Origin of the sequence: Dyadobacter sandarakinus (assembly GCF_016894445.1) — a bacterium.
GTDB lineage: Bacteria > Bacteroidota > Bacteroidia > Cytophagales > Spirosomataceae > Dyadobacter > Dyadobacter sandarakinus.
The window spans coordinates 4,022,153-4,041,430 of record NZ_CP056775.1; the positions used below are offsets into that span (position 1 = coordinate 4,022,153).

General features: G+C 50.8%; 13 protein-coding genes. 8 read left to right on the forward strand and 5 right to left on the reverse strand.

What is annotated here, in order from left to right; translation table 11 throughout:
• Positions 1 to 219 precede the first annotated feature (219 nt).
• From HWI92_RS16275 to HWI92_RS16285, 3 genes are all read left to right on the forward strand, one after another.
• Positions 220 to 1,344, forward strand: coding sequence for a Gfo/Idh/MocA family protein (locus tag HWI92_RS16275; protein ID WP_204657222.1), 1,125 nt, complete (start codon positions 220 to 222; stop codon positions 1,342 to 1,344).
• 302 nt (positions 1,345 to 1,646) lie between these two features.
• Entirely contained in the window at positions 1,647 to 2,108 is a 462-nt protein-coding gene (gene tnpA, locus HWI92_RS16280; RefSeq protein WP_204657225.1) for an IS200/IS605 family transposase, read from the forward strand.
• Positions 2,109 to 2,143: 35 nt separating this feature from the next.
• Positions 2,144 to 5,896: a PVC-type heme-binding CxxCH protein gene (locus HWI92_RS16285; protein ID WP_204657227.1), complete on the forward strand. Its 3,753-nt coding sequence runs from the start codon at positions 2,144 to 2,146 to the stop codon at positions 5,894 to 5,896.
• Positions 5,897 to 5,977: 81 nt separating this feature from the next.
• On the opposite strand, the gene HWI92_RS16290 is transcribed toward HWI92_RS16285, so the two are convergent.
• On the reverse strand, positions 5,978 to 6,250 hold the full coding sequence (locus tag HWI92_RS16290; RefSeq protein ID WP_204657229.1) for a nucleotidyltransferase domain-containing protein: 273 nt from the start codon (positions 6,248 to 6,250) through the stop codon (positions 5,978 to 5,980).
• A 247-nt stretch (positions 6,251 to 6,497) separates the two neighbouring features.
• Between HWI92_RS16290 and HWI92_RS16295 the strand changes: the two genes are divergently transcribed.
• From HWI92_RS16295 to HWI92_RS16315, 5 genes are all read left to right on the forward strand, one after another.
• On the forward strand, positions 6,498 to 10,259 hold the full coding sequence (locus HWI92_RS16295; protein WP_204657231.1) for a hydantoinase B/oxoprolinase family protein: 3,762 nt from the start codon (positions 6,498 to 6,500) through the stop codon (positions 10,257 to 10,259).
• Between the two features lie 23 nt (positions 10,260 to 10,282).
• Positions 10,283 to 11,446 carry an NRAMP family divalent metal transporter gene (locus tag HWI92_RS16300; RefSeq protein WP_204657233.1) on the forward strand — a complete coding sequence of 388 codons (1,164 nt, stop codon included), beginning with the start codon at positions 10,283 to 10,285 and terminating at the stop codon, positions 11,444 to 11,446.
• A 68-nt stretch (positions 11,447 to 11,514) separates the two neighbouring features.
• Entirely contained in the window at positions 11,515 to 11,976 is a 462-nt protein-coding gene (locus HWI92_RS16305; RefSeq protein ID WP_204657235.1) for a DUF6934 family protein, read from the forward strand.
• Positions 11,973 to 12,134 (forward strand): hypothetical protein, encoded by a 162-nt coding sequence (locus HWI92_RS16310; protein WP_204657237.1) that lies wholly within the window; start codon positions 11,973 to 11,975, stop codon positions 12,132 to 12,134. Before HWI92_RS16305 ends, HWI92_RS16310 begins: the two co-directional genes overlap by 4 nt.
• A gap of 131 nt (positions 12,135 to 12,265) precedes the next feature.
• On the forward strand, positions 12,266 to 13,648 hold the full coding sequence (locus HWI92_RS16315; RefSeq protein ID WP_204657239.1) for an aminopeptidase P family protein: 1,383 nt from the start codon (positions 12,266 to 12,268) through the stop codon (positions 13,646 to 13,648).
• 51 nt (positions 13,649 to 13,699) lie between these two features.
• Here HWI92_RS16315 and HWI92_RS16320 read toward each other — a convergent pair whose 3' ends face one another.
• The 4 genes from HWI92_RS16320 to HWI92_RS16335 all read right to left on the reverse strand — a co-directional run bounded on the left by HWI92_RS16320 (position 13,700) and on the right by HWI92_RS16335 (position 19,275).
• Entirely contained in the window at positions 13,700 to 15,115 is a 1,416-nt protein-coding gene (locus HWI92_RS16320; protein ID WP_204657241.1) for an APC family permease, read from the reverse strand.
• A 77-nt stretch (positions 15,116 to 15,192) separates the two neighbouring features.
• Positions 15,193 to 16,449 (reverse strand): NAD(P)/FAD-dependent oxidoreductase, encoded by a 1,257-nt coding sequence (locus HWI92_RS16325; protein WP_204657243.1) that lies wholly within the window; start codon positions 16,447 to 16,449, stop codon positions 15,193 to 15,195.
• Between the two features lie 182 nt (positions 16,450 to 16,631).
• A complete protein-coding gene (locus HWI92_RS16330; RefSeq protein ID WP_204657245.1) occupies positions 16,632 to 17,633 on the reverse strand; it encodes a 4-hydroxyproline epimerase in 1,002 nt (333 codons plus the stop codon).
• Positions 17,634 to 17,793: 160 nt separating this feature from the next.
• The gene (locus HWI92_RS16335; protein ID WP_229248124.1) at positions 17,794 to 19,275 is read right to left on the reverse strand and encodes an aldehyde dehydrogenase (NADP(+)); all 1,482 of its coding nucleotides are present in this window, start codon (positions 19,273 to 19,275) and stop codon (positions 17,794 to 17,796) included.
• Between the last annotated feature and the right edge of the window lie 3 nt (positions 19,276 to 19,278).

Genomic DNA, 19,278 nt, shown 5'->3' on the forward strand with positions numbered 1-19,278 from the left:
AATCAGGCACACAGGATTTCTGCCAAATCCTTTCTTTTTTATCATTATTTTGCTTTAAAAATAGAAGAACACAAAAATAGTGGTCAAAATAAAGTCAGTTCTGATCAAAACTTATGCAATTTTTAGCACTATTTTACTTTAAAATTGTATTGCTGATTTCATGCCTGTACCAGCACCAAAGTAACAGACCTCTTATTACCGAATTTTAAATAAACCTTTATGTCCCAAAAAATTAATGTTGCGATCGTCGGACTTGGCTTCGGAGCCGAGTTTATCCCCATTTACCAGCAACATCCCAATGCCAATATGTACGCCATATGCCAGCGTACCGAATCAAAATTGAATGAAGTTGGTGACCAGTATGGCATCAAAGTACGTTACAGCAACTACGACGACCTGCTGGCCGATCCCAATGTGGATGCCGTGCACATCAACTCCCCTATCCCCAACCATGCCGAGCAAACGTTGAAAGCATTGCGGGCGGGCAAGCACGTGGCCTGTACCGTACCCATGGCAACGAGCGTGGAAGATTGCATGGAGATCGTGAAGGCGACCAAGGAAACCGGCAAAAAATACATGATGATGGAAACCGTGGTATATGCCCGCGAGTTTCTTTTTGTGAAAGAATTATACGAAAAAGGAGAGCTCGGCAAGGTTCAGTTCCTGAAAGCCAGCCATCAACAGGACATGGAAGGCTGGCCTGACTATTGGCCTGGACTGCCCCCGATGCATTACGCTACGCACTGTGTGGGCCCGGTAGCCGGTTTGCTCAAACTAGAAGCAGAGTATGTATCGTGCTTCGGCTCGGGTACTATTTCCGAAGACCTGGCCAAGATCCACAATTCACCCTTTGCAGTAGAGTCTGCACATATTAAGTTTAAGGACAGCGATTTGTCAGCCTATGTGTACCGCTCCTTATTTGATGTGGCGCGCCAGTACCGCGAAAGCTTTGAGGTGTACGGGAGCAAGAAATCCTTTGAATGGCCTCTTATTGAAGGCGAAGATCCGGTGATCCACACCGCTAAAAAGCCTGAGCACGAGATCCCTGAAAAGGTGACGACGCCGGATTATGCACATTACCTTCCCGAGGAAATCCGTCACTTTACAGGACACGGCGTGTACAACCTGGACGACAATGCGCATTTATCGTTTGTACAGGGCGGCGGCCACGGCGGCTCGCACCCGCATCTGGCCCACGAGTTTATCAGCGCCCTGATCGAAAACCGCGATCCGTTCCCGAATGCATGGCAGTCGGCTAACTGGACCAGCGTAGGGATTCTTGCGCACGAGTCGGCTTTGCAGGGCGGTGCATTGATACAGCTCCCGGATTTTAAGAGCGTGTAGTGATAATAAAGGTGCAGCGCACCGCAAGAGTTGTAGTAGCAGTAGCATGCGAAAGTTCATATTCAAAAGGTGCAGCGCACCGCCCGAGTTGTAGCAAAAGGAGTGATTTTGTTATTTAAAGGTGCGTAGCACCGTAAGATTGACCAGCTCAGAAATGCGAGTTTATAATCATATTCTTGCGGTGCTACGCACTTGCTTTGTTGATATAATGTGCTTTTAGTGCTACAACTCTTTTGGTGTTCTGCACCTGTTTAGTTAAGGAAGCTATTGCGACCATACTATAATATTTAAACACACTAAAAATGGCAAATACCTATACACAGCTATACGTGCATCTTGTATTTTCCGTCAAAGGCCGAGAAAGCCTGATTCGCAAAAATTGGAAAAAACGTTTGTACGAATACATTGGCGGAATTATTAATCACAAAAAGTCGAAGCCTCTGGCGATTAATGGTATGGCGGACCATATTCATATTTTTATCGGATATAACCCATCAACCTCTTTGCCTGACTTTGTTGAGGAAATCAAGACTTCTTCAAACAGGTTTATCAAAGAAAACTTTGGCCTGTCCACATTTGCCTGGCAAAAAGGCTACGGTGCTTTTTCTTACAGCCGTTCGCAAATTGATGCCGTAATCAAATACATTGACCGACAAGAAGAACACCATTGCACCAAAACATTCAAGGAAGAATATATAAAAATGCTGAGCGACTTTCAGGTAGATTTCAAGCCGGCATTTTTATTTGATTTCGTTGAGCAGTAGTTACTCAGACCTTATATTTTAATACCAAACACCAAATGAAAACCAAAATCCTATCCTTTTTCCTTGGCCTTGTAATTCTGGGATGTGCTTCACAGCCTTCTTCCCGGAATGCAGCGGTGAAGAGCTCCTCGGCCAAGAGCGAGGCCGGTAAGGCGCGCCGCCTTGAAATCCTCTTTCTGGGTGACAACGGGCACCACAAGCCTGCCGAGCGTGTTCCGCAGATCATGGCCGCATTGGGTCCCAAAGGTTTTAATTTTACCTATACGGACAACCTGAACGACCTGAATGCCGAAACGCTGAACAAGTATGATGCCCTCATGCTTTACGCCAACTGGGACTCCATCGCACCGCAGCAAGCCAAAGCATTGCTCGACTACGTGGCCAGCGGAAAAGGTTTTATCCCGGTACACTGCGCGTCGTACTGCTTCCGCAACAATCCTGAGGTGGTGAAGCTAATCGGCGGCCAGTTCTGGCGCCATACTTTTGATAGCATCCAGCCTGTATGGACCAAGCCCGATCATCCTGCCATCGCGGGTGTGAAGCCGTTCAAAACGGTGGACGAAACTTACCTGCATACCCTATTGCAGCCCGATAACATTGTTCTCACCGAGCGTACCATTCAGCCGGATCAGGAAAAAGACAAGCCCGGACAAAAAACCGAGCCTTACACCTGGGTCAGGACGCACGGCAAAGGACGCATTTTCTATACTGCCTACGGGCACGATGAACGTACCTGGTCAGTGGCCGGATTTCAGGATCTGCTCGAAAAAGGTATTCTCTGGGCAGTCAATGATGATGCACGCAAGTCGCTGGCTGCATTGAACCCTAAACCGTTTGAGTACCGTGCAGTCAAGCTGCCCAACTATGAGCAGCGCCCCGGCCCGCAGATGCAGCAGCTGCCGCTTTCGCCCGAAGAATCTGTTAAACATATCCAGATCCCTGTTGATTTTACGCTGGATGTTTTTGCGCACGAACCCGACGTCATGCACCCGATTGCAATGACATGGGATGAAAAAGGAAGACTTTTCGTGCTGATTACCAAGGATTATCCCAATGAACGCAAGGATACCGGCGGAAGCGACTACATCCTGATCTGTGAGGACACCAACAATGATGGCAAGGCCGACAAGTTTACCCGCTTTGCAGACGGATTGAGCATCCCGACCGGGCTTGTATTTGCCAATGGAGGGTTGATCGTTTCGCAGGCGCCGCACATGCTGTTTTTGCAGGATACCAATGGTGATGACAAAGCCGATGTGAAGAAAATCCTGTTTTCGGGTTTTGGTACCGGAGATACGCATGCAGGTCCTTCCAACCTGCATTATGGTTTTGACAACTGGGTTTACGGATCCGTGGGATACTCCGGCTTCAAAGGCAAGTTCGGCAATGCAGATTCACTGGATTTTGGTCAGGCATTGTTCCGCTTCAAACCGGATGGTACGGATATGGAACTGGTTGCAAAAACTTCCAATAACACCTGGGGACTGGGCTTCAACGAGGCCGGTGACCTTTTTGGATCTACGGCCAACAACTCGCACGGCTGGTACAGCGCCATTCCGAACCGCTACTTCGGCAAAAGCCGGGTAGACAATGGCAGCCGCAGTACCGATACCCATAAGGACATGCAGCCCATTACTCCGAAAGTGCGTCAGGTAGACGTTTTTGGCGGATTTACAGCAGCAGCAGGTCATAACTTTTATACCGCACGTGCATTTCCGAAAAATTACTGGAACAAGGTTGCATTTGTATCCGAGCCTACCGGCCACTTGCTGCACCAGAATATTATGGCCAAAAAGGGCACCGACTATGAAGACGTTCTGGGCTTCAACCTGCTTGCAGGTGCTGATGAATGGGTATCTCCCGTGTTTGCAGAAGTTGGTCCGGATGGTGCTGTTTGGGTAGCCGACTGGTACAGCTTTATCATCCAGCATAACCCTACACCCGTAGGTTCGCAAAATGGTCAGGGTAATGCCTACGAAACCGACCTGCGTGATTTTACACACGGACGTCTGTACCGCATTGGCTGGAAAAATGCACCTAAGTACACGCCGATCAAGCTCAGCAAGGATCGTCCGGACGAGCTGGTAGCAACTTTGAAAAACAACAACATGCTTTGGCGCCAGCATGCACAGCGGTTGCTGGTAGAAAGGGGCAATAAGGATGTGGTCGCTAAGCTGGTTGAACTTGTAAAAGATAAATCCATTGACGAGCTGGGACTGAATACGGCTGCAATCCATGCTCTATGGACCCTCGAAGGCCTGAATGCGATTTCAGATCCGCAGGTACTCAGCGCTGTGACCGATGCTTTGAAACATCCGTCGGGTGAAGTACGCAAAACTGCCGTAAAGGTACTGCCGCGTACGCCGGCTACTGCTCAGTCGCTGCTGGCAGTGGATGCATTGCACGACAATGAGCCGCTGGTTGTTCTGAACACTTTGCTGGCTTTTGCTGACATTCCGCTTACTCCGGAAACCGAAAAAGCAGTTCTGTCCTTGATGGATACGTACAAACAGGCCGATGACCGCTGGATGCCCGATGCTTTCGCAGCGATCCTGAACTCTCATAATGGTGTCTTGCGTGAAAAGTACCTTGCACAACGTGTCAGCAATACCGGCGGAAATGCAGCTGCCGGCAAGCCACAGGCTGAGAAGCCGGTAGACCATGCATCCATGCACCACGAACATCAGACTGCAAACCAGGTGACCGTACAGGGATCCGCAGAGCTTGCGATTACGAATATCCGCATTGAGCCGGTAACTCCGTATGTACGTGAGTATGCCAGGGTAGTAGTTGAAATTACGAACCAGGGAAGCGTAGCCGTTCCCAAAGAGCTCGTACCTGTGGTAAACGTAGGTATCAGAAGCCGGTCTTTGAACACCAACTACATCAGCCGCCAATTGTCCAAAGGCATTGCTCCGGGCGAAACCATCATGCTCACCGAGGGTAACAACGGTCCGTGGCGGAGCTCTTTCGGATTTACGTCCGATGAAGCAGGCAAGGTGAACATTACCGCCACCATTGACGTGGACAATGTAGTACCCGAAAAGGATGAGATCAAAAATAATACGTTGAGCAAAACCTTCGAAGTACGCCGCCTGGATCGCCTGTCCGACTTTGCACTGGAAAGATCTGTACGTGGATTTACATCATTCGCAACCGGCGATGAGGTAGTTGCATTGGTAAAAACATCGCAGACACTCGACCAGCAGGCACGTAACGCAGTACTCAAAGGCATGCTCGGTGCCTGGAACCCGAAGAGAAAGGAAACGCTGAAAGAAGCAGACAAGCCTTTGTTTGCATCTCTGAAAACCAGTGTATCCGACGACCTGGGCGACAAGCTGACCACGTTCCTGGAATCATATGGCATTAAGGAAGACGTTGCAGTAGATCCGAACGTGCAGATCGTGAACATCAAGGCGATTCGTGAAGAAATGAAGTTCAGCCTGACGGAGTTCAAGGCTGTGGCCGGTAAAACCGTGGAGCTTGTATTTGAAAACCCGGATGCCATGCAGCACAATGTGGTGATCGGAAGGCCCAAATCCACGGAGATCATCGGCGCAGCAGCGGATAAGATGATTACTGCCAAGGATGGTGCCGAGAAGAACTACGTTCCCAACATTCCGCAGGTACTCGCCGCAACCCCGCTTGTCAATCCCGGACAAACTTTCCGCCTCAAATTCGTGGTGCCGGATCAGGTAGGCGACTACCCGTTTGTGTGCACCTTCCCCGGCCACTGGCGCCTGATGAAAGGGGTGATGAAAGTGGTGAAGGATAAAGAAGGATTGTAATATTTGAAATAGTAAAACAAAAAACCTCAGCGATGGCTGAGGTTTTTTGTTTTATATCACAATGCCATTTTTCATGATTTCTTAAGCTACCAGATTGGAAAGCTGAAAATCGCCAAACGTAAATGGGTGCGGCTCAATGCGTAGATCTATCTTCCTGCGTAGCTTCATCATGTCGATCTGCGTTTCAATGATATCATTTGAATAGTCCAGCACCATAGCAACATCAATGTCGCTGTCGGCATGAAAGTTACCTTTTGCAAATGACCCAAAGAGAAATGCTTTGCTCACCGGGTATGACTGGCGCACAAATCTGACATATGTTCTCGCAAGCTCTATTGCTTCTCCTTTATCCACTGATATAATTCCTCCATTACATCGCTGTGAAGAATAGTCCTGTTATTTGCCAAGTCATCTTCCGCGAGGCTCAGCCTTTCATGCATGTTCTCACTGAGCTGGTAAGGCTTAATGCTTGCTTGCAACTTAGTGTGTCTCTCTTTATCCATTATCTTGTTAATAAAAATTTTTCCTGAACAATTTACATTTTAAAACTCATATTCCGAATTAACTTGTCGACCTGATCATTCCTGACTATAACCCCATCTTGAAAACCACTGAAACCCCGCACTGGAAGATCTTTGCCGATACCGGGGGAACATTTACGGATTGTCTGGCAGTATCTCCTAAGGGTACCTTGCAGCGGATAAAAGTGCTCAGCAGCTCCTGCCTGCGTGGTAAAATCACCGGAAAGGCGGGCCCGTCGCAATTTCATTTTCAGGCTGGCTGGACTTTCCCGGATGAGCTGCTGGCCGGTTTCCGGTTCCGGCTCGTGGGGCAGGATGTGTACAGCACCATAAGCAGTACCGACTTCCGGTCACGCATTTTCACGCTTGAAAATGACTTTCCACTTACCAGCGAAGCCGATTTTGAAATCAGTACCGGCGAAGAAGCCCCAGTGCTTGCAGCACGTTTACTTACCCTTACACCCTTCCCAGACCCTCTCCCGCCCCTCGAAATGCGGCTGGGCACCACGCGTGCGACCAATGCATTGTTGGAGCGGAAAGGTGCAAAAACATTACTGGTAGTTACCAAAGGTTTCAGGGACCTGCTGTACATCGGAACACAGCAAAGACCTTCGCTTTTTCAGCTTAATATTCCCGAACCCAGGCTGCTGCACTCCGGCGTACTTGAAATTGACGAGCGGCTGGATGCCGGAGGAAATGTGATCACAGCATGGGAGAAAACCAGCTTACCTATTGATGCTACATACCAGTCGGTAGCCGTGTCGCTGCTGCATGCGCATCGCAACAATGCGCACGAAGTGGCTGTGACAACCCACCTCAAAGCTGCCGGCCAGCATTATATATCCGCCTCGGCAGCATTGTCCCCGTTTGAACATTACCTCCGCCGCACGCAAACAACGGTCGTGAATGCCTACCTGGAACCTGTACTTGATTCGTATTTGCAAAATATCAAAAATGCTTTGCCGGAAGGCAGCCTCAAAGTCATGGCAAGTACGGGCAGCCTGGCAGAAGCAGCTGGATTTCGCGCCAAAGACAGCCTGCTCAGCGGGCCCGCAGGCGGAATGGTGGCAGCAGCAAATGCAGCAAACCGGCTCGGGTTCCGCAAAGCGATCACCTTTGATATGGGTGGTACCAGCACGGACACAGCATTAATAGATGGCCAGCCCGAACTCAAATACATCACCGAGATCGATGGTATCGAATTTCACAATCCAACCATGGCCATTGAAACGGTTGCAGCAGGCGGCGGGTCGGTGTGCTGGTTTGATGGTTTTTCATTGCAGGTCGGACCCGAAAGTGCAGGTGCCAGTCCCGGCCCGGCTTGTTACGGTGCCGGCGGTCCGCTCACCATTACCGACGTAAACCTTCTCCTGGGCAAGCTGGACGCATTCCGGTTTGGGATACCGGTACATCCCGCAGCTGCACAGGATGCCTTGTCGCAGCTGCTGGACACGGTGGCTGCTCACACCGGCAGGTTACCCACCGAAGCCGAAGCACTTGCCGGGCTGGAACGCATTGCCAATGAAAAGATGGCCGATGCCATCCGTAAAATCTCAGTTGAAAAAGGCATTGCACCCCACGAATTTGCCCTCATTACCTTTGGCGGCGCAGGCGGGCTGCACAGCTGTCAGCTGGCCGAGCTCCTCGGTATAGCAACAGTGATCATCCCATACGATGCAGGTTTGTTCAGTGCAGTAGGTATGGGCGAGGCGGTCGTCAGTTTTATTTTATCAAAACAAATACTAAAAAGCTGGAATGAAGCCGGGCACGAAGTTACCCTGCACATGCAAACCCTTATGCAGGATGGTGCTGACCTTCTGAGAGAGCAAGGTATCAGTGATACTGAGCTTGCTTTTTGCCACGTTTACCTACGCTTTTCAGGACAGGAAAATACCATTGAAGTTCCTTTTGAAAACGATCAGACCCTGAGCCGCTTCCGTGACCTGTACACCGCACAATTCGGCTACTTTCCGGAAAACCTGATCATTGAGCTGGAAAGTATCAAGGTGAAGATGCAGGCAAAAACCAGTCAGCAACCTGCATTCACACTCCTGAAAAAAGGTACTCCTGCAACCTGTTTCCGCATGGTAAAGCAGGCTTTTCAACAAAATACAGATCAGAAAACGGGCCTGTACGACTGGGACGAGCTGCAACCGGGGGCTGAGCTGGAAGGTCCGGCAGTGCTGCTCAACAGTACATCTACCGCTTACATCCCAGCCGGCTGGAAATTGGTTATCCAGGAAAACCGCGATGCCGTTTTATTCAGGTATACAGACCAGTCAGCACCTGCCGGGGTTTATACCGAAACCGTCGCCCTGCAGCTTTTTACCAACCGCTTCAAAGCCATTGCCGAAGAGATGGGCGTACAGCTGCAGAGGACTGCATTTTCAGTCAATGTAAAAGAGCGGCTCGACTTCTCGTGCGCGCTCCTGGATCCTGATGGTGAGCTGCTCGTCAATGCACAGCACATTCCGGTGCATCTGGGAAGTATGGGAATCTGTGGCCGGCTTGTCCGGGATGCGATCAGCATCGGGCCCGGCGACGTGGTCATTACCAACCATCCCCGGTATGGCGGCTCCCATTTACCTGATATTACGCTTATTTCGGGTGTTTTCACAAATGATGGACAATGTGCAGGCTACCTCATCAACCGTGCCCATCATGCCGAGGTAGGCGGCAGAACGCCCGGCTCCATGCCGCCGGATGCCACCTGCCTGGCCGAAGAAGGCGTGGTGATCCTGCCGCAGTACCTTGTCCGCTCAGGTGAATTTCAATGGGATACGCTCCGGCAGCTGTTTTTAAATGGCCCCTATCCTACCCGGTCGTTCAATGCCAATGAAGCCGATATTGCCGCGGCGCTTTCGGCATTGAGAAAGGGCAGCGAACAGCTGCTGCGGCTCGTTAAAGTGCATGGCCTGGATGAGGTGCGCAGGTACATGAAGCTGCTGAAAAACAGGACCAGCCAGCAACTGGAACAAGCCCTGCAATCATTTTCCGGGCAGGAGTTTTCGGCTACCGAGATGCTCGACGATGACCATTGCACTGCGGTACGCATTACCATATCCCCGGAGAAGCAGGTGTTTGACTTTACAGGCACATCGCCCGTTCACCCCAATAATCTGAATGCCAATATTTCCATTATTCACAGTGCGATCCTGTATGTGCTGCGCCTGCTTACAGGAAAGGAAATTCCGCTGAATGATGGACTGATGCGCCATGTTGAAATTATTTTACCCGACAACAGCTTCCTGCACCCGAACTTTTCTGATGATCCTTTGCAATGTCCGGCGGTAGTAGGCGGCAATACCGAAGTCAGCCAGCGCCTGGTCGACACCCTGCTGAAAGCCCTTAAGCTGGCAGCGTGCAGCCAGGGAACCATGAATAATTTCCTTTTTGGCAACGAAAGTTTCGGCTATTACGAAACCATTGGCGGAGGTACCGGCGCGGGGCCGGGATTTCACGGACGTTCGGCGGTACACCAGCATATGACCAATACCCGTATTACGGATGCTGAGCAACTCGAACGCAAGTACCCTGTCCGCCTGCTTGAATTTGGTGTACGGCAAGGCTCGGGCGGCAGTGGAAAGTGGCAAGGCGGCGATGGTATCATCAGAAAAATCCGGTTCCTTGCTCCTTTGCAGGTCACGCTGCTCGGGCAGCACCGGAAGTATGCTCCCTATGGCCTGGACGGCGGAAGCCCCGGCCTCACGGGAGCACACACGCTCACCGGTACCCACGGCGAACAAACCCGCCTACCCGGCATCTGCAGTATCAGGGTACAGGAAGGTGAAACGCTGACCATCGAAACCCCGGGCGGAGGCGGCTTCGGCGCATTCGTGTAAATTCGTGTATCCGTGGCAAGAAAATGATTCAAAAACGTAAGTCTAATGCACTGCTGGGAGCAGCCTTCCTCATGGCGACATCCGCCGTCGGGCCCGGTTTTCTTACCCAGACCACTGTTTTCACCGAGAGGCTGACTACCAGCTTTGGCTTTGTGATCCTGCTTTCGGTGATCATTGATCTCTGCGTGCAGTTTAACATCTGGCAGATTATCGTCGTATCGGGCAGGCGCGCTCCCGAGCTGGCCAATGCATTGTTCCCCGGACTCGGCTGGCTGCTTGCTTTTCTGATCGTTGCCGGCGGGCTGGCATTCAATATCGGCAACATTGCAGGCGCAGGATTAGGGATCGAAGCCATGACAGGCATACCCATCGAGACAGGTTCTATCATCAGCGCAGTGCTCGCAATCGGGATCTTTCTTTTTAAAGAAGCCGGCAGTGCCATGGACACATTTGCCAAAATACTCGGCATGCTGATGATCCTGCTCATCCTGTACATTGTTGCAAGCTCGCAGCCTCCGCTGGGTCCGGCGCTTTTACACACCATCGCACCGAGGCAATTTGATGCCATGGCTACCCTCACGCTCGTAGGCGGCACTGTGGGCGGATACATTTCCTTTGCCGGGGCACACCGGTTGCTCGACTCAGGATTACTGGGCATCAATGCATTACCTAAGGTAAACCGCAGCGCGGCTACGGGTATATTGCTCACTGCTCTGATCCGCTACCTGCTCTTCCTGGCTACATTGGGAGTGGTATATGCGGGCGCCACACTCAACCCCGATAATCCGCCTGCATCTGTGTTTGAGTTTGTAGCAGGGAGTGCGGGACGTAAGTTGTTCGGGCTGATGATCTGGGCAGCGGCAATCACTTCGGTGGTCGGGGCGGCCTACACTTCCATTTCATTTGTGCGTTCATTTCATCCGCTGCTCGACAGGCATCACCGGTTGCTCACGATTGCATTCATCCTTCTTTCGGCAATTATTTTTTTATGGATGGGAAAGCCTGTGCAGATACTGGTGTTCGTCGGAACACTCAATGGATTTGTCCTGCCAGTCGCGCTGAGCATCCTGCTTGTCATTAGCCGCCGGTCGCGCCTGATGGGCACCTACAAACATCCGCTGGCCTTACAGTTAGCAGGCTGGATTATTGTTGGCGTTTTGCTGGGGCTGGCTTTTGCATTTTTTTAGAGAAAAACTGTTACTTCCTAAAAAAGTCACGTCTAAACGGAGATGCTATTCTTCGTCAGACCTGATGCATGAAATATCCCCAATATAATTATTGCTCAGACGAGCAAAAGCTGATTTTCACATTTGAGAGTGTAGGGCCAAGGGGCGTCATCAAAAAGATTGTAGAATTTTCTCATACGAACAACCCTACTGTTTTTACAATGGCTTTGGGCGATTACGACCCATCACTGAATGGGTTAAATGACAGCATTGTGAGTGATAATCGCGATATAGGGAAAGTTTTTTCCACAGTCGCAGCTATTGTTTATGCATTTACCGACAAACATCCTTATGCCGAGATATTTATCACAGGTAGTACCATGTCCAGGAACCGGCTCTATCGTATGATTTTCGCGAACTACAATGCAACGTTCAGTGCGGATTTTGCTATATTTGGACACATTGCATCCGGAGACTGGGAAAGATTTCAGGAACAAAAAGAATACAATGGCTTTTCGATTATCAGGACAACTAACCACTATTTCACATGAAAAATGCCCAAACATCAAGCACTACTTCTAATCCTGAATTTTCATTGGAGAACTTAAAACCTGTGGATGGCAAATTGCTGTTCCCGGAAAAGTTAAAAAGAGCCAACGAATTCCTCGAAAAGCATCCATTCCCAAAAGAACTGCTGCCACAGCGCTAGATCATCAGATTTTACAATCATATGAAGGACTCGGCTATACCGCGTCCTTTTTTGTTGGACTGAAACCCACATGCATTCCCCGCCAAACCACTATGTTTGCAGATCGGGATTTGAAAAGAAAAAGCAACTTTATGTTTTCTAAAAAAACCTACACTATCCGCCGGCAACAGCTAAAAACCCAGGTCGGCAACGGACTGATCCTTTTGCTTGGCAATGAAGAGTCGGGGATGAACTACCGCGACAATGTGTATCCTTTCAGGCAGGACAGCAGCTTTCTGTACTTTTTTGGTCTGGATGTACCAGGTATTCACGCCGTCATCGACATTGATAACGATCGGGAAGTGGTTTTCGGAAATGAGCTTACACTGGACGATATCGTATGGACCGGCCCCAAGGAACCTCTTGCCGATAAGGCCGCACAGGCTGGCATTACGGAAGTGAAGCCTCTGAATGCGCTTGAAGGATACCTTGCCAATGCCGTAAATTCAGGCCGGGAAGTACATTTTTTGCCACCTTACCGTGCCGAACACAGCCTGCAATTGCAGGAGTGGCTGCATATCGCACCTGCCGAGGCTTCTGCCAGAGCATCGGTAACCTTCATCAAAGCCATTGTTTCCCTGCGTTCGTACAAGTCGGAAGAGGAAGTGGCAGAGCTTGAAAAAGCCGTGAATACCTCTGTTGACATGCACCTGGAATTCATGCGCAGCACGCGTCCCGGCATGACCGAAAGGGAAGTCGCCGGCCGTCTTCAGAGCATGGCCATCGGCCGCGGAGGCGATGTTTCGTACCCGATCATTTTGACAGTAAATGGAGAGATCCTGCACACGCATACGCGTGACCTCGCCATGCAGGAAGGGCAGCTGGGCCTGTGTGATGCCGGTGCGGAAACTGCCATGCATTACTGCGGCGATCTCACGCGCACCATTCCCGTGGGAAAGCATTTTACAACCCTGCAAAAGGAAATGTACCAGATCGTACTCGATGCGCAGGAAGCGGCTATTGCTGCCTGCAAACCCGGGGTACTGTTCCGGGACGTGCATGCGCTGGCATCCGTAAAGCTGCTCGAAGGGCTCAAACAGCTCGGTGTGGTCAAAGGCGATCCTGCCGAAGCTGTCGACCAGGATGTGCATACGCTCTTTTTCCAGTGCGGCCTCGGGCATATGATGGGCCTGGATGTGCACGATATGGAAAATCTGGGCGAGCAGTATGTAGGCTACTCTGATGAGCTGAAAAAGGGCACCGCTTTCGGATGGAAATCACTGCGGCTTGGGCGTGCGCTTGAACCCGGATTTGTACTTACCGTCGAGCCTGGCTTGTACCTCATTCCAACGCTCATCGACCGCTGGAAGGCCGGGAAGAAACACGCGGACTTCATTGATTATGAAAAGCTGGAAAGCCTGCGTGATTTTACAGGAATCCGTATAGAGGACAACCTGCTGATCACCGAAACCGGCCACCGGATCCTGGGAAAACACCTGCCCAAGACCATCGCAGAAATAGAAGCATTGCGTTAGGGGCTGTCATAAACCATCCCCTAACCTGCGGAAAATGCATGCTGTAAAGCCTTAGGGCACTATCTGTTTTTTACCTATAAAATAATAGACTGGGATGCCCAGCAGCACAATGATGAGCCCGGGCCACGTATACTCAGGTTTGTAAATAATAAGCAGCACACAGAATGCTATGCCCATGATAATGTAAATAACGGGCAGAAAAGGATACCCGAATGCCTTATACGGGCGCTCGGCATCAGGCCTGCTTTTGCGCAGGATAAAAATGCCAATAATGGTGAGCATATAAAATACCACGACCACGAAGGAAATCATATCCAGCAGGTTGCCGTATTTGCCACTCAGCGCCCACAGGGATGCAATTACGCATTGGATCCAGAGACCAAATTCGGGTACGGCATTCTTGTTAAGCTGTCCTACTTTCGGGAAAAAGAGGCCGTCTTTGGCCATCGAGTAATACACCCGTGCACCCGACATGATGAGCCCATTATTGCAGCCGAAGGTCGAAATCATGATCATGACCGCGATGATAATGGTACCCGCACTTCCAAAAATCTCGTGGGATGCTGTGACAGCCACGCGGTCTTTGTCCGAGGACGCAATGTCCTGCAAAGAAAGCACGCCGGTATACATGATATTGGTAAGTACATAAATGACGGTAACGATGATCGTGCCCAATGCCAGGCTCAGCCCGATGTTGCGCTGCGGATTCTTGATCTCCCCCGCAATGAAGGTCACGTTGTTCCACGAATCGCTGCTGAAAATCGAGCCGACCATGGACGCAGCGATGGCACCGAAAGCTGCAATGGTTGTATAACTTTCTACCGAGCCGTCGATATTGAGCTTGTGCAGATCCCACATGGCAGCGCTGTCCCAGTTTTGAGCCCACACTTCCGGTTTCAGGAAAGCAAATCCAAATACAATGAGACCAAGCAGGCTCAGCAGCTTTGTAAGCGTAAAGGTTGTCTGGATTATTTTTCCGCTGTTTACCCCGCGCGTATTAATAAATGTAAGCAGCACAATGACGACAATGGACAGCAGCTGGGCGGGGGAAATCTGCACGATGCCGAGATTGAGTGCAACCAGGTCTTCACTGAACTGCGGAAGAAGGTAGGCGGTGAATTTGGCAAAAGCCACGGCCACGGCAGCGATTGTGGCGGTTTGTATTACTGTGAAAAAACTCCATCCATAGAGAAAGCTGATCAATGGATTATAAGCTTCCTTAAGGTACACGTACTGGCCACCGGCCTTTGGGAACATGGCGCTCAGCTCGCCGTAGCTCAATGCAGCAGTGAGCGTCATGAACCCGGTAACCAGCCACACGAAAATGAGCCAGCCGGCGCTGCCGGTATTGCGCGTAATGTCTGCACTGACAATAAAAATGCCCGACCCGATCATACTACCGGCGACGAGCATTGTGGCATCTATTAATCCTAGTGAGGGTTTGAAGGAAGTGTTTTCCTGCGACATAAAGGGCTGTTTCGTTTTGAAATCATAATATATGGAAAAATACGATCAGCCAGGCGGCAGGCAGCCCTGTCCCGAATCTAATTGTACCTTTCAGGATCGTAAAGTCCTACTTCTACCGACACAGGCGCTTTACCGGCCAGCTCGGCGACGATTTTACCCGTAGCAGGCCCCAGGCTGATACCCATCATCCCATGACCTCCCGCAACGATTAGATTACTGACCTTTTTGCTGTATCCCAGATAAGGTAGGCCATCGGGAGAGCAAGGCCGGAAGCCGTACCAGATGTTCTCTTTGGGAGGTACGGGCACAATCAGCTCGGGATAGTATTGCGGAATGGCATTGACAATCCCCTCCACCCGGTTCATGTTGATCCGGTCATTCAGAGGTGCCAGCTCCATGGTACCGCCGAAGCGTACCTGCCCGTTCATAGGCGTTACTGCCACGCGCGCTTCAATGAGCAATGCAGGATGCTGGATCGGATGCGCCGTATTTTCACGCATGAAGGAGTACCCCTTGCCCGGCATCACGGGAATCGAGAGTCCGGCCTTCCGGGCCAGCTCAGGCAGCCACGAGCCGCCAGTCATCACAACCAGGTCGGCGGATAACCTGCCCTGCGAGGTTTCTACGGCTTTGATCTGCCCGCCCTGCATATCGTAGCCGGTTACGGCTGCATGCGTGATCACCTTGGCACCTTTGTCTTTGATGTTTGTTAAAAGCTGCTGAAACAGGGCTGTGGGATATAAATGCGCATCACACTGGTAATGCACTGCACCTGCCACATCCAGCTGCACATTTGGCTCAATGGACTGCACCTGCTCCCTGGAAAGCATTTGTACATCCAGACCCAGTTTCTGTGCATCCTTGCCCACATGGATTTCCTCTTCTCCGGCCTTGGCCGTTTTATAGAGCATGAGAATGCCTTTTTCTTCCAGGCCAAAATCAAAATCCTCATCTTTTACCAGGTCTTCATACAGCGCCTTGCTCAGCAAGTGGTAGTCGCGCAGATGCGGGGCGGCACGCTCCACATTTTGCGGGGTAGCCGCTTTCATAAACTTCAATCCCCAGGAAATCAGCGACAGGTCGAGTGAGGGTTTTACGTAAAACGGACTTCTGCTGTTGAACATCCATTTGATTCCTTTCGATATCATTCCGGGCGCTGCCAGCGGGATAAAGTGACTGGGCACGATCATGCCCGCATTGCCCTGCGAACAATTGTCCGACAAATCACCTTTATCGATCAAGGTCACCTGCCAACCACTTTTAAGCAAATAATAAGCCGAAGAAAGCCCCATAATTCCGGAGCCTATTATCAGCACAGTTCCTTTTTTAGTCATTTTCTTTAAAGTTTGGGAGAAAGGAAGGTGGAAGTAGGGAGGAAAGGAGGATGGAGGGAAGGAGGATGGAGGAAAGGAGAAAAGGAGGATGGAAAAAGAATAATTTTGTAAATGCAATTTCCTTCCTCCATTCTCCCTTACTCCCTTCTCCTTTCCTCCCTACTCCCTTACTCCTTTTTCCCCTAAATTACCTGAAATCCATACGCATACGGATCTTCCTCGTCGTCGATGAAAATGTTGTTGTAACCTGTAACAACGGCCCAGCCTTCTATACCGGGGATGATGGCGGGTTTATTGCCGATGGTAACCTCATCCTCCACGGTACCGATGAACTTGGAACCAATAATGCTTTCGTGAATGAACTGATCACCTTTTTTGAGCTTGCCACGCGCATGCCACTGTGCCATGCGGGCTGAGGTACCGGTACCACAGGGAGAGCGGTCAATGGCTTTATCACCGTAGAACACTGCATTTCTGGCTGTGGAAGTTTCGTCCAGCACGGCACCGGCCCAGAGAATGTGGCTCAGGCCGCTGATATGCTCATTTTCAGGATGTACAAACTTGTACTGCTCGTTCATGCGGCTGCGCAGCACACGACTCCAGCTGATCAGCTGGTCGGCGGTGTAGTGCTCCAATCCCTTAAAATTTTCCTGCGGATCGATAATCCCGTAGAAATTCCCTCCATAGGATACATCCATCGACAATTGTCCCAGATCAGGACATTCTACCACCAGGTTTTCGGCGGCCAGAAAGGACTTGATATTGACCAGCTTCACCGAAGTAACACGTTTACCTTCCTGCCTGTATTCCACCAAAACCAGACCTGCCGGTGTTTCCAGCCGGAGCTTTCCGGGTACTTTCGGAATGACCAGACCTTCCTGGATGGCGATGGTTACCGTACCAATGGTCCCGTGTCCGCACATAGGCAGGCAGCCACTCGTTTCAATGTAAAGGACACCAATGTCATTGGCGGGGTCAACCGGCGGGTACAGGATGCTCCCGCTCATCATGTCATGGCCACGGGGCTCAAACATGAGGCCTTTCCGGATCCAGTCAAACTCTCTTAAAAAATGAAGGCGGCGCTCCATCATGCTGTTGCCCTCGAGCAACGGACCGCCGCCTGCTACTACACGTACCGGATTCCCGCAGGTATGGGCATCGATACAGAAAAATGTTTTGCGCATGGGTTATGTACTTTGGCTTCCGGCCACCAGTCGTCGGCTTTTTATTGCGGGAGTTGGATTGTTGGTTTTATACTTCGGCTGTCGGCTTTCGGCTGTCGGCTTTCGATCCAATCATGAAAGAAAAGCCGAAAGCCGATAGCCGACTGCCGACAGCCAACTCCTAATTCCCCACTCCCTCTTTCGTCACTTCATTATCTACTGTTCTCCAAATGCCCAGCGGATTTGCATTTTGCAGCGCTTCGGGAAGAAACTGGTCGGGCCAGTTCTGGAAGCTGAGCGGACGGGTAAAGCGCCTGATCGCGTCGGGACCTACCGAAGTGTATTGGCTGTTACTCGATGACGGGAACGGACCACCGTGATGCATGGCTTTGCATACTTCCACGCCCGTAGGAAAGTTATTGAAAATGATCCTGCCGCACTTATCCTGCACTACCGCTATCAGATCTGCATAAGTTGCGAGGTCTTCATTGGTAGCCAGTAAAGTTGCGGTCAGCTGTCCGTGTATCCTGGAAGCAACTTCTACCATTTGTTCGGGCGTCTTGCATTGGATGATCAATGCAAAAGGACCGAACACTTCACTTTGAAGATCATCGTTGAGCAGAAAATCAATGGCCGAAACCGTGGCTACGGTTGCACTTCCCTGACCTTCTTCTGCATTTGTACCCGCTTCTGCAAGCACTTCCACGCCCGCTAGTCCGAGCACTTTCTCACGGCTGATCCCATAGGCTTTTGCAATGCCTGCATTCAGCATACTGGCCGGCAATGCCTTGACGATTTCTTCTTCCAGTGCATGGATAAACTGTGAAAGTCCGGCGCCTTCCTCAGCGATGACCAGGCCGGGATTGGTACAAAACTGCCCGACGCCCAGGGTCAGCGAGGCAGCATATTGCCTGGCTTGCTGGTCAGCTTCGTTTTCCAGTTTTCCAGGTAAAAGAAAAACAGGATTAATGCTGCCCATTTCTGCAAAAACCGGGATCGGCTCCTTGCGTTTGGCGGCAATTTCAACCAATGCCATACCACCCCGGTTGGACCCTGTAAAGCCAACGGCTTTGATGACCGGGTGACTGACCAGCGCCTGGGCTTCTTCATTGGTTTCGCACACAATATGTAAAAATGTGCCTTCGGGATAACCGCTCTTTGCAACACCTCTTGAAATTGCATCAGCCATAAGCCGGGATGTGTCGGGGTGACCGGGATGTGCTTTTACCACAACCGGACAGCCGGCGGCAATGGCACTGGCCGTATCGCCGCCCGCTGTTGAAAATGCAAAAGGAAAGTTACTGGCGCCAAATACAGCCACCGGCCCGAGGGCTACATTCGTTTTACGGATGTCAGGCTTGGGAGGAGTCCGCGCGGCATTGGCGGTATCAATGGTCGCGTCGAGGGAGTACCCCTTTTCAACAGCCTCGGCATAGCTCCTCCATTGAAAGATCGTCCGGCCTTTTTCGCCCGTCAGCCTGCCTTCCGGCAGGTTTGATTCGCGCGCGGCAGTTGCTATCAGCTCAGGACCAAGTGCTTCGATTTCGTCAGCGATGGTGCGCATAAGATGTACGCGGCGCGCCACCGGGTATTTTTGTATTTCAACAAATGCCGCCTGTGTCTTCTGCAGCAAATTGTCGAGCTCTGTTTTGGAAATACTCATAAT

Coding starts and splice junctions, on each gene's coding strand:
- HWI92_RS16315 (WP_204657239.1), top strand. CDS start 12,266: ATGTTTTCTAAAAAAACCTACACTATCCGCCGGCAACAGCTAAAAACC.
- HWI92_RS16310 (WP_204657237.1), top strand. CDS start 11,973: ATGAAAAATGCCCAAACATCAAGCACTACTTCTAATCCTGAATTTTCA.
- HWI92_RS16330 (WP_204657245.1), bottom strand. CDS start 17,633: ATGCGCAAAACATTTTTCTGTATCGATGCCCATACCTGCGGGAATCCG.
- tnpA (WP_204657225.1), top strand. CDS start 1,647: ATGGCAAATACCTATACACAGCTATACGTGCATCTTGTATTTTCCGTC.
- HWI92_RS16275 (WP_204657222.1), top strand. CDS start 220: ATGTCCCAAAAAATTAATGTTGCGATCGTCGGACTTGGCTTCGGAGCC.
- HWI92_RS16335 (WP_229248124.1), bottom strand. CDS start 19,275: ATGAGTATTTCCAAAACAGAGCTCGACAATTTGCTGCAGAAGACACAG.
- HWI92_RS16300 (WP_204657233.1), top strand. CDS start 10,283: ATGATTCAAAAACGTAAGTCTAATGCACTGCTGGGAGCAGCCTTCCTC.
- HWI92_RS16320 (WP_204657241.1), bottom strand. CDS start 15,115: ATGTCGCAGGAAAACACTTCCTTCAAACCCTCACTAGGATTAATAGAT.
- HWI92_RS16325 (WP_204657243.1), bottom strand. CDS start 16,449: ATGACTAAAAAAGGAACTGTGCTGATAATAGGCTCCGGAATTATGGGG.
- HWI92_RS16305 (WP_204657235.1), top strand. CDS start 11,515: ATGAAATATCCCCAATATAATTATTGCTCAGACGAGCAAAAGCTGATT.
- HWI92_RS16285 (WP_204657227.1), top strand. CDS start 2,144: ATGAAAACCAAAATCCTATCCTTTTTCCTTGGCCTTGTAATTCTGGGA.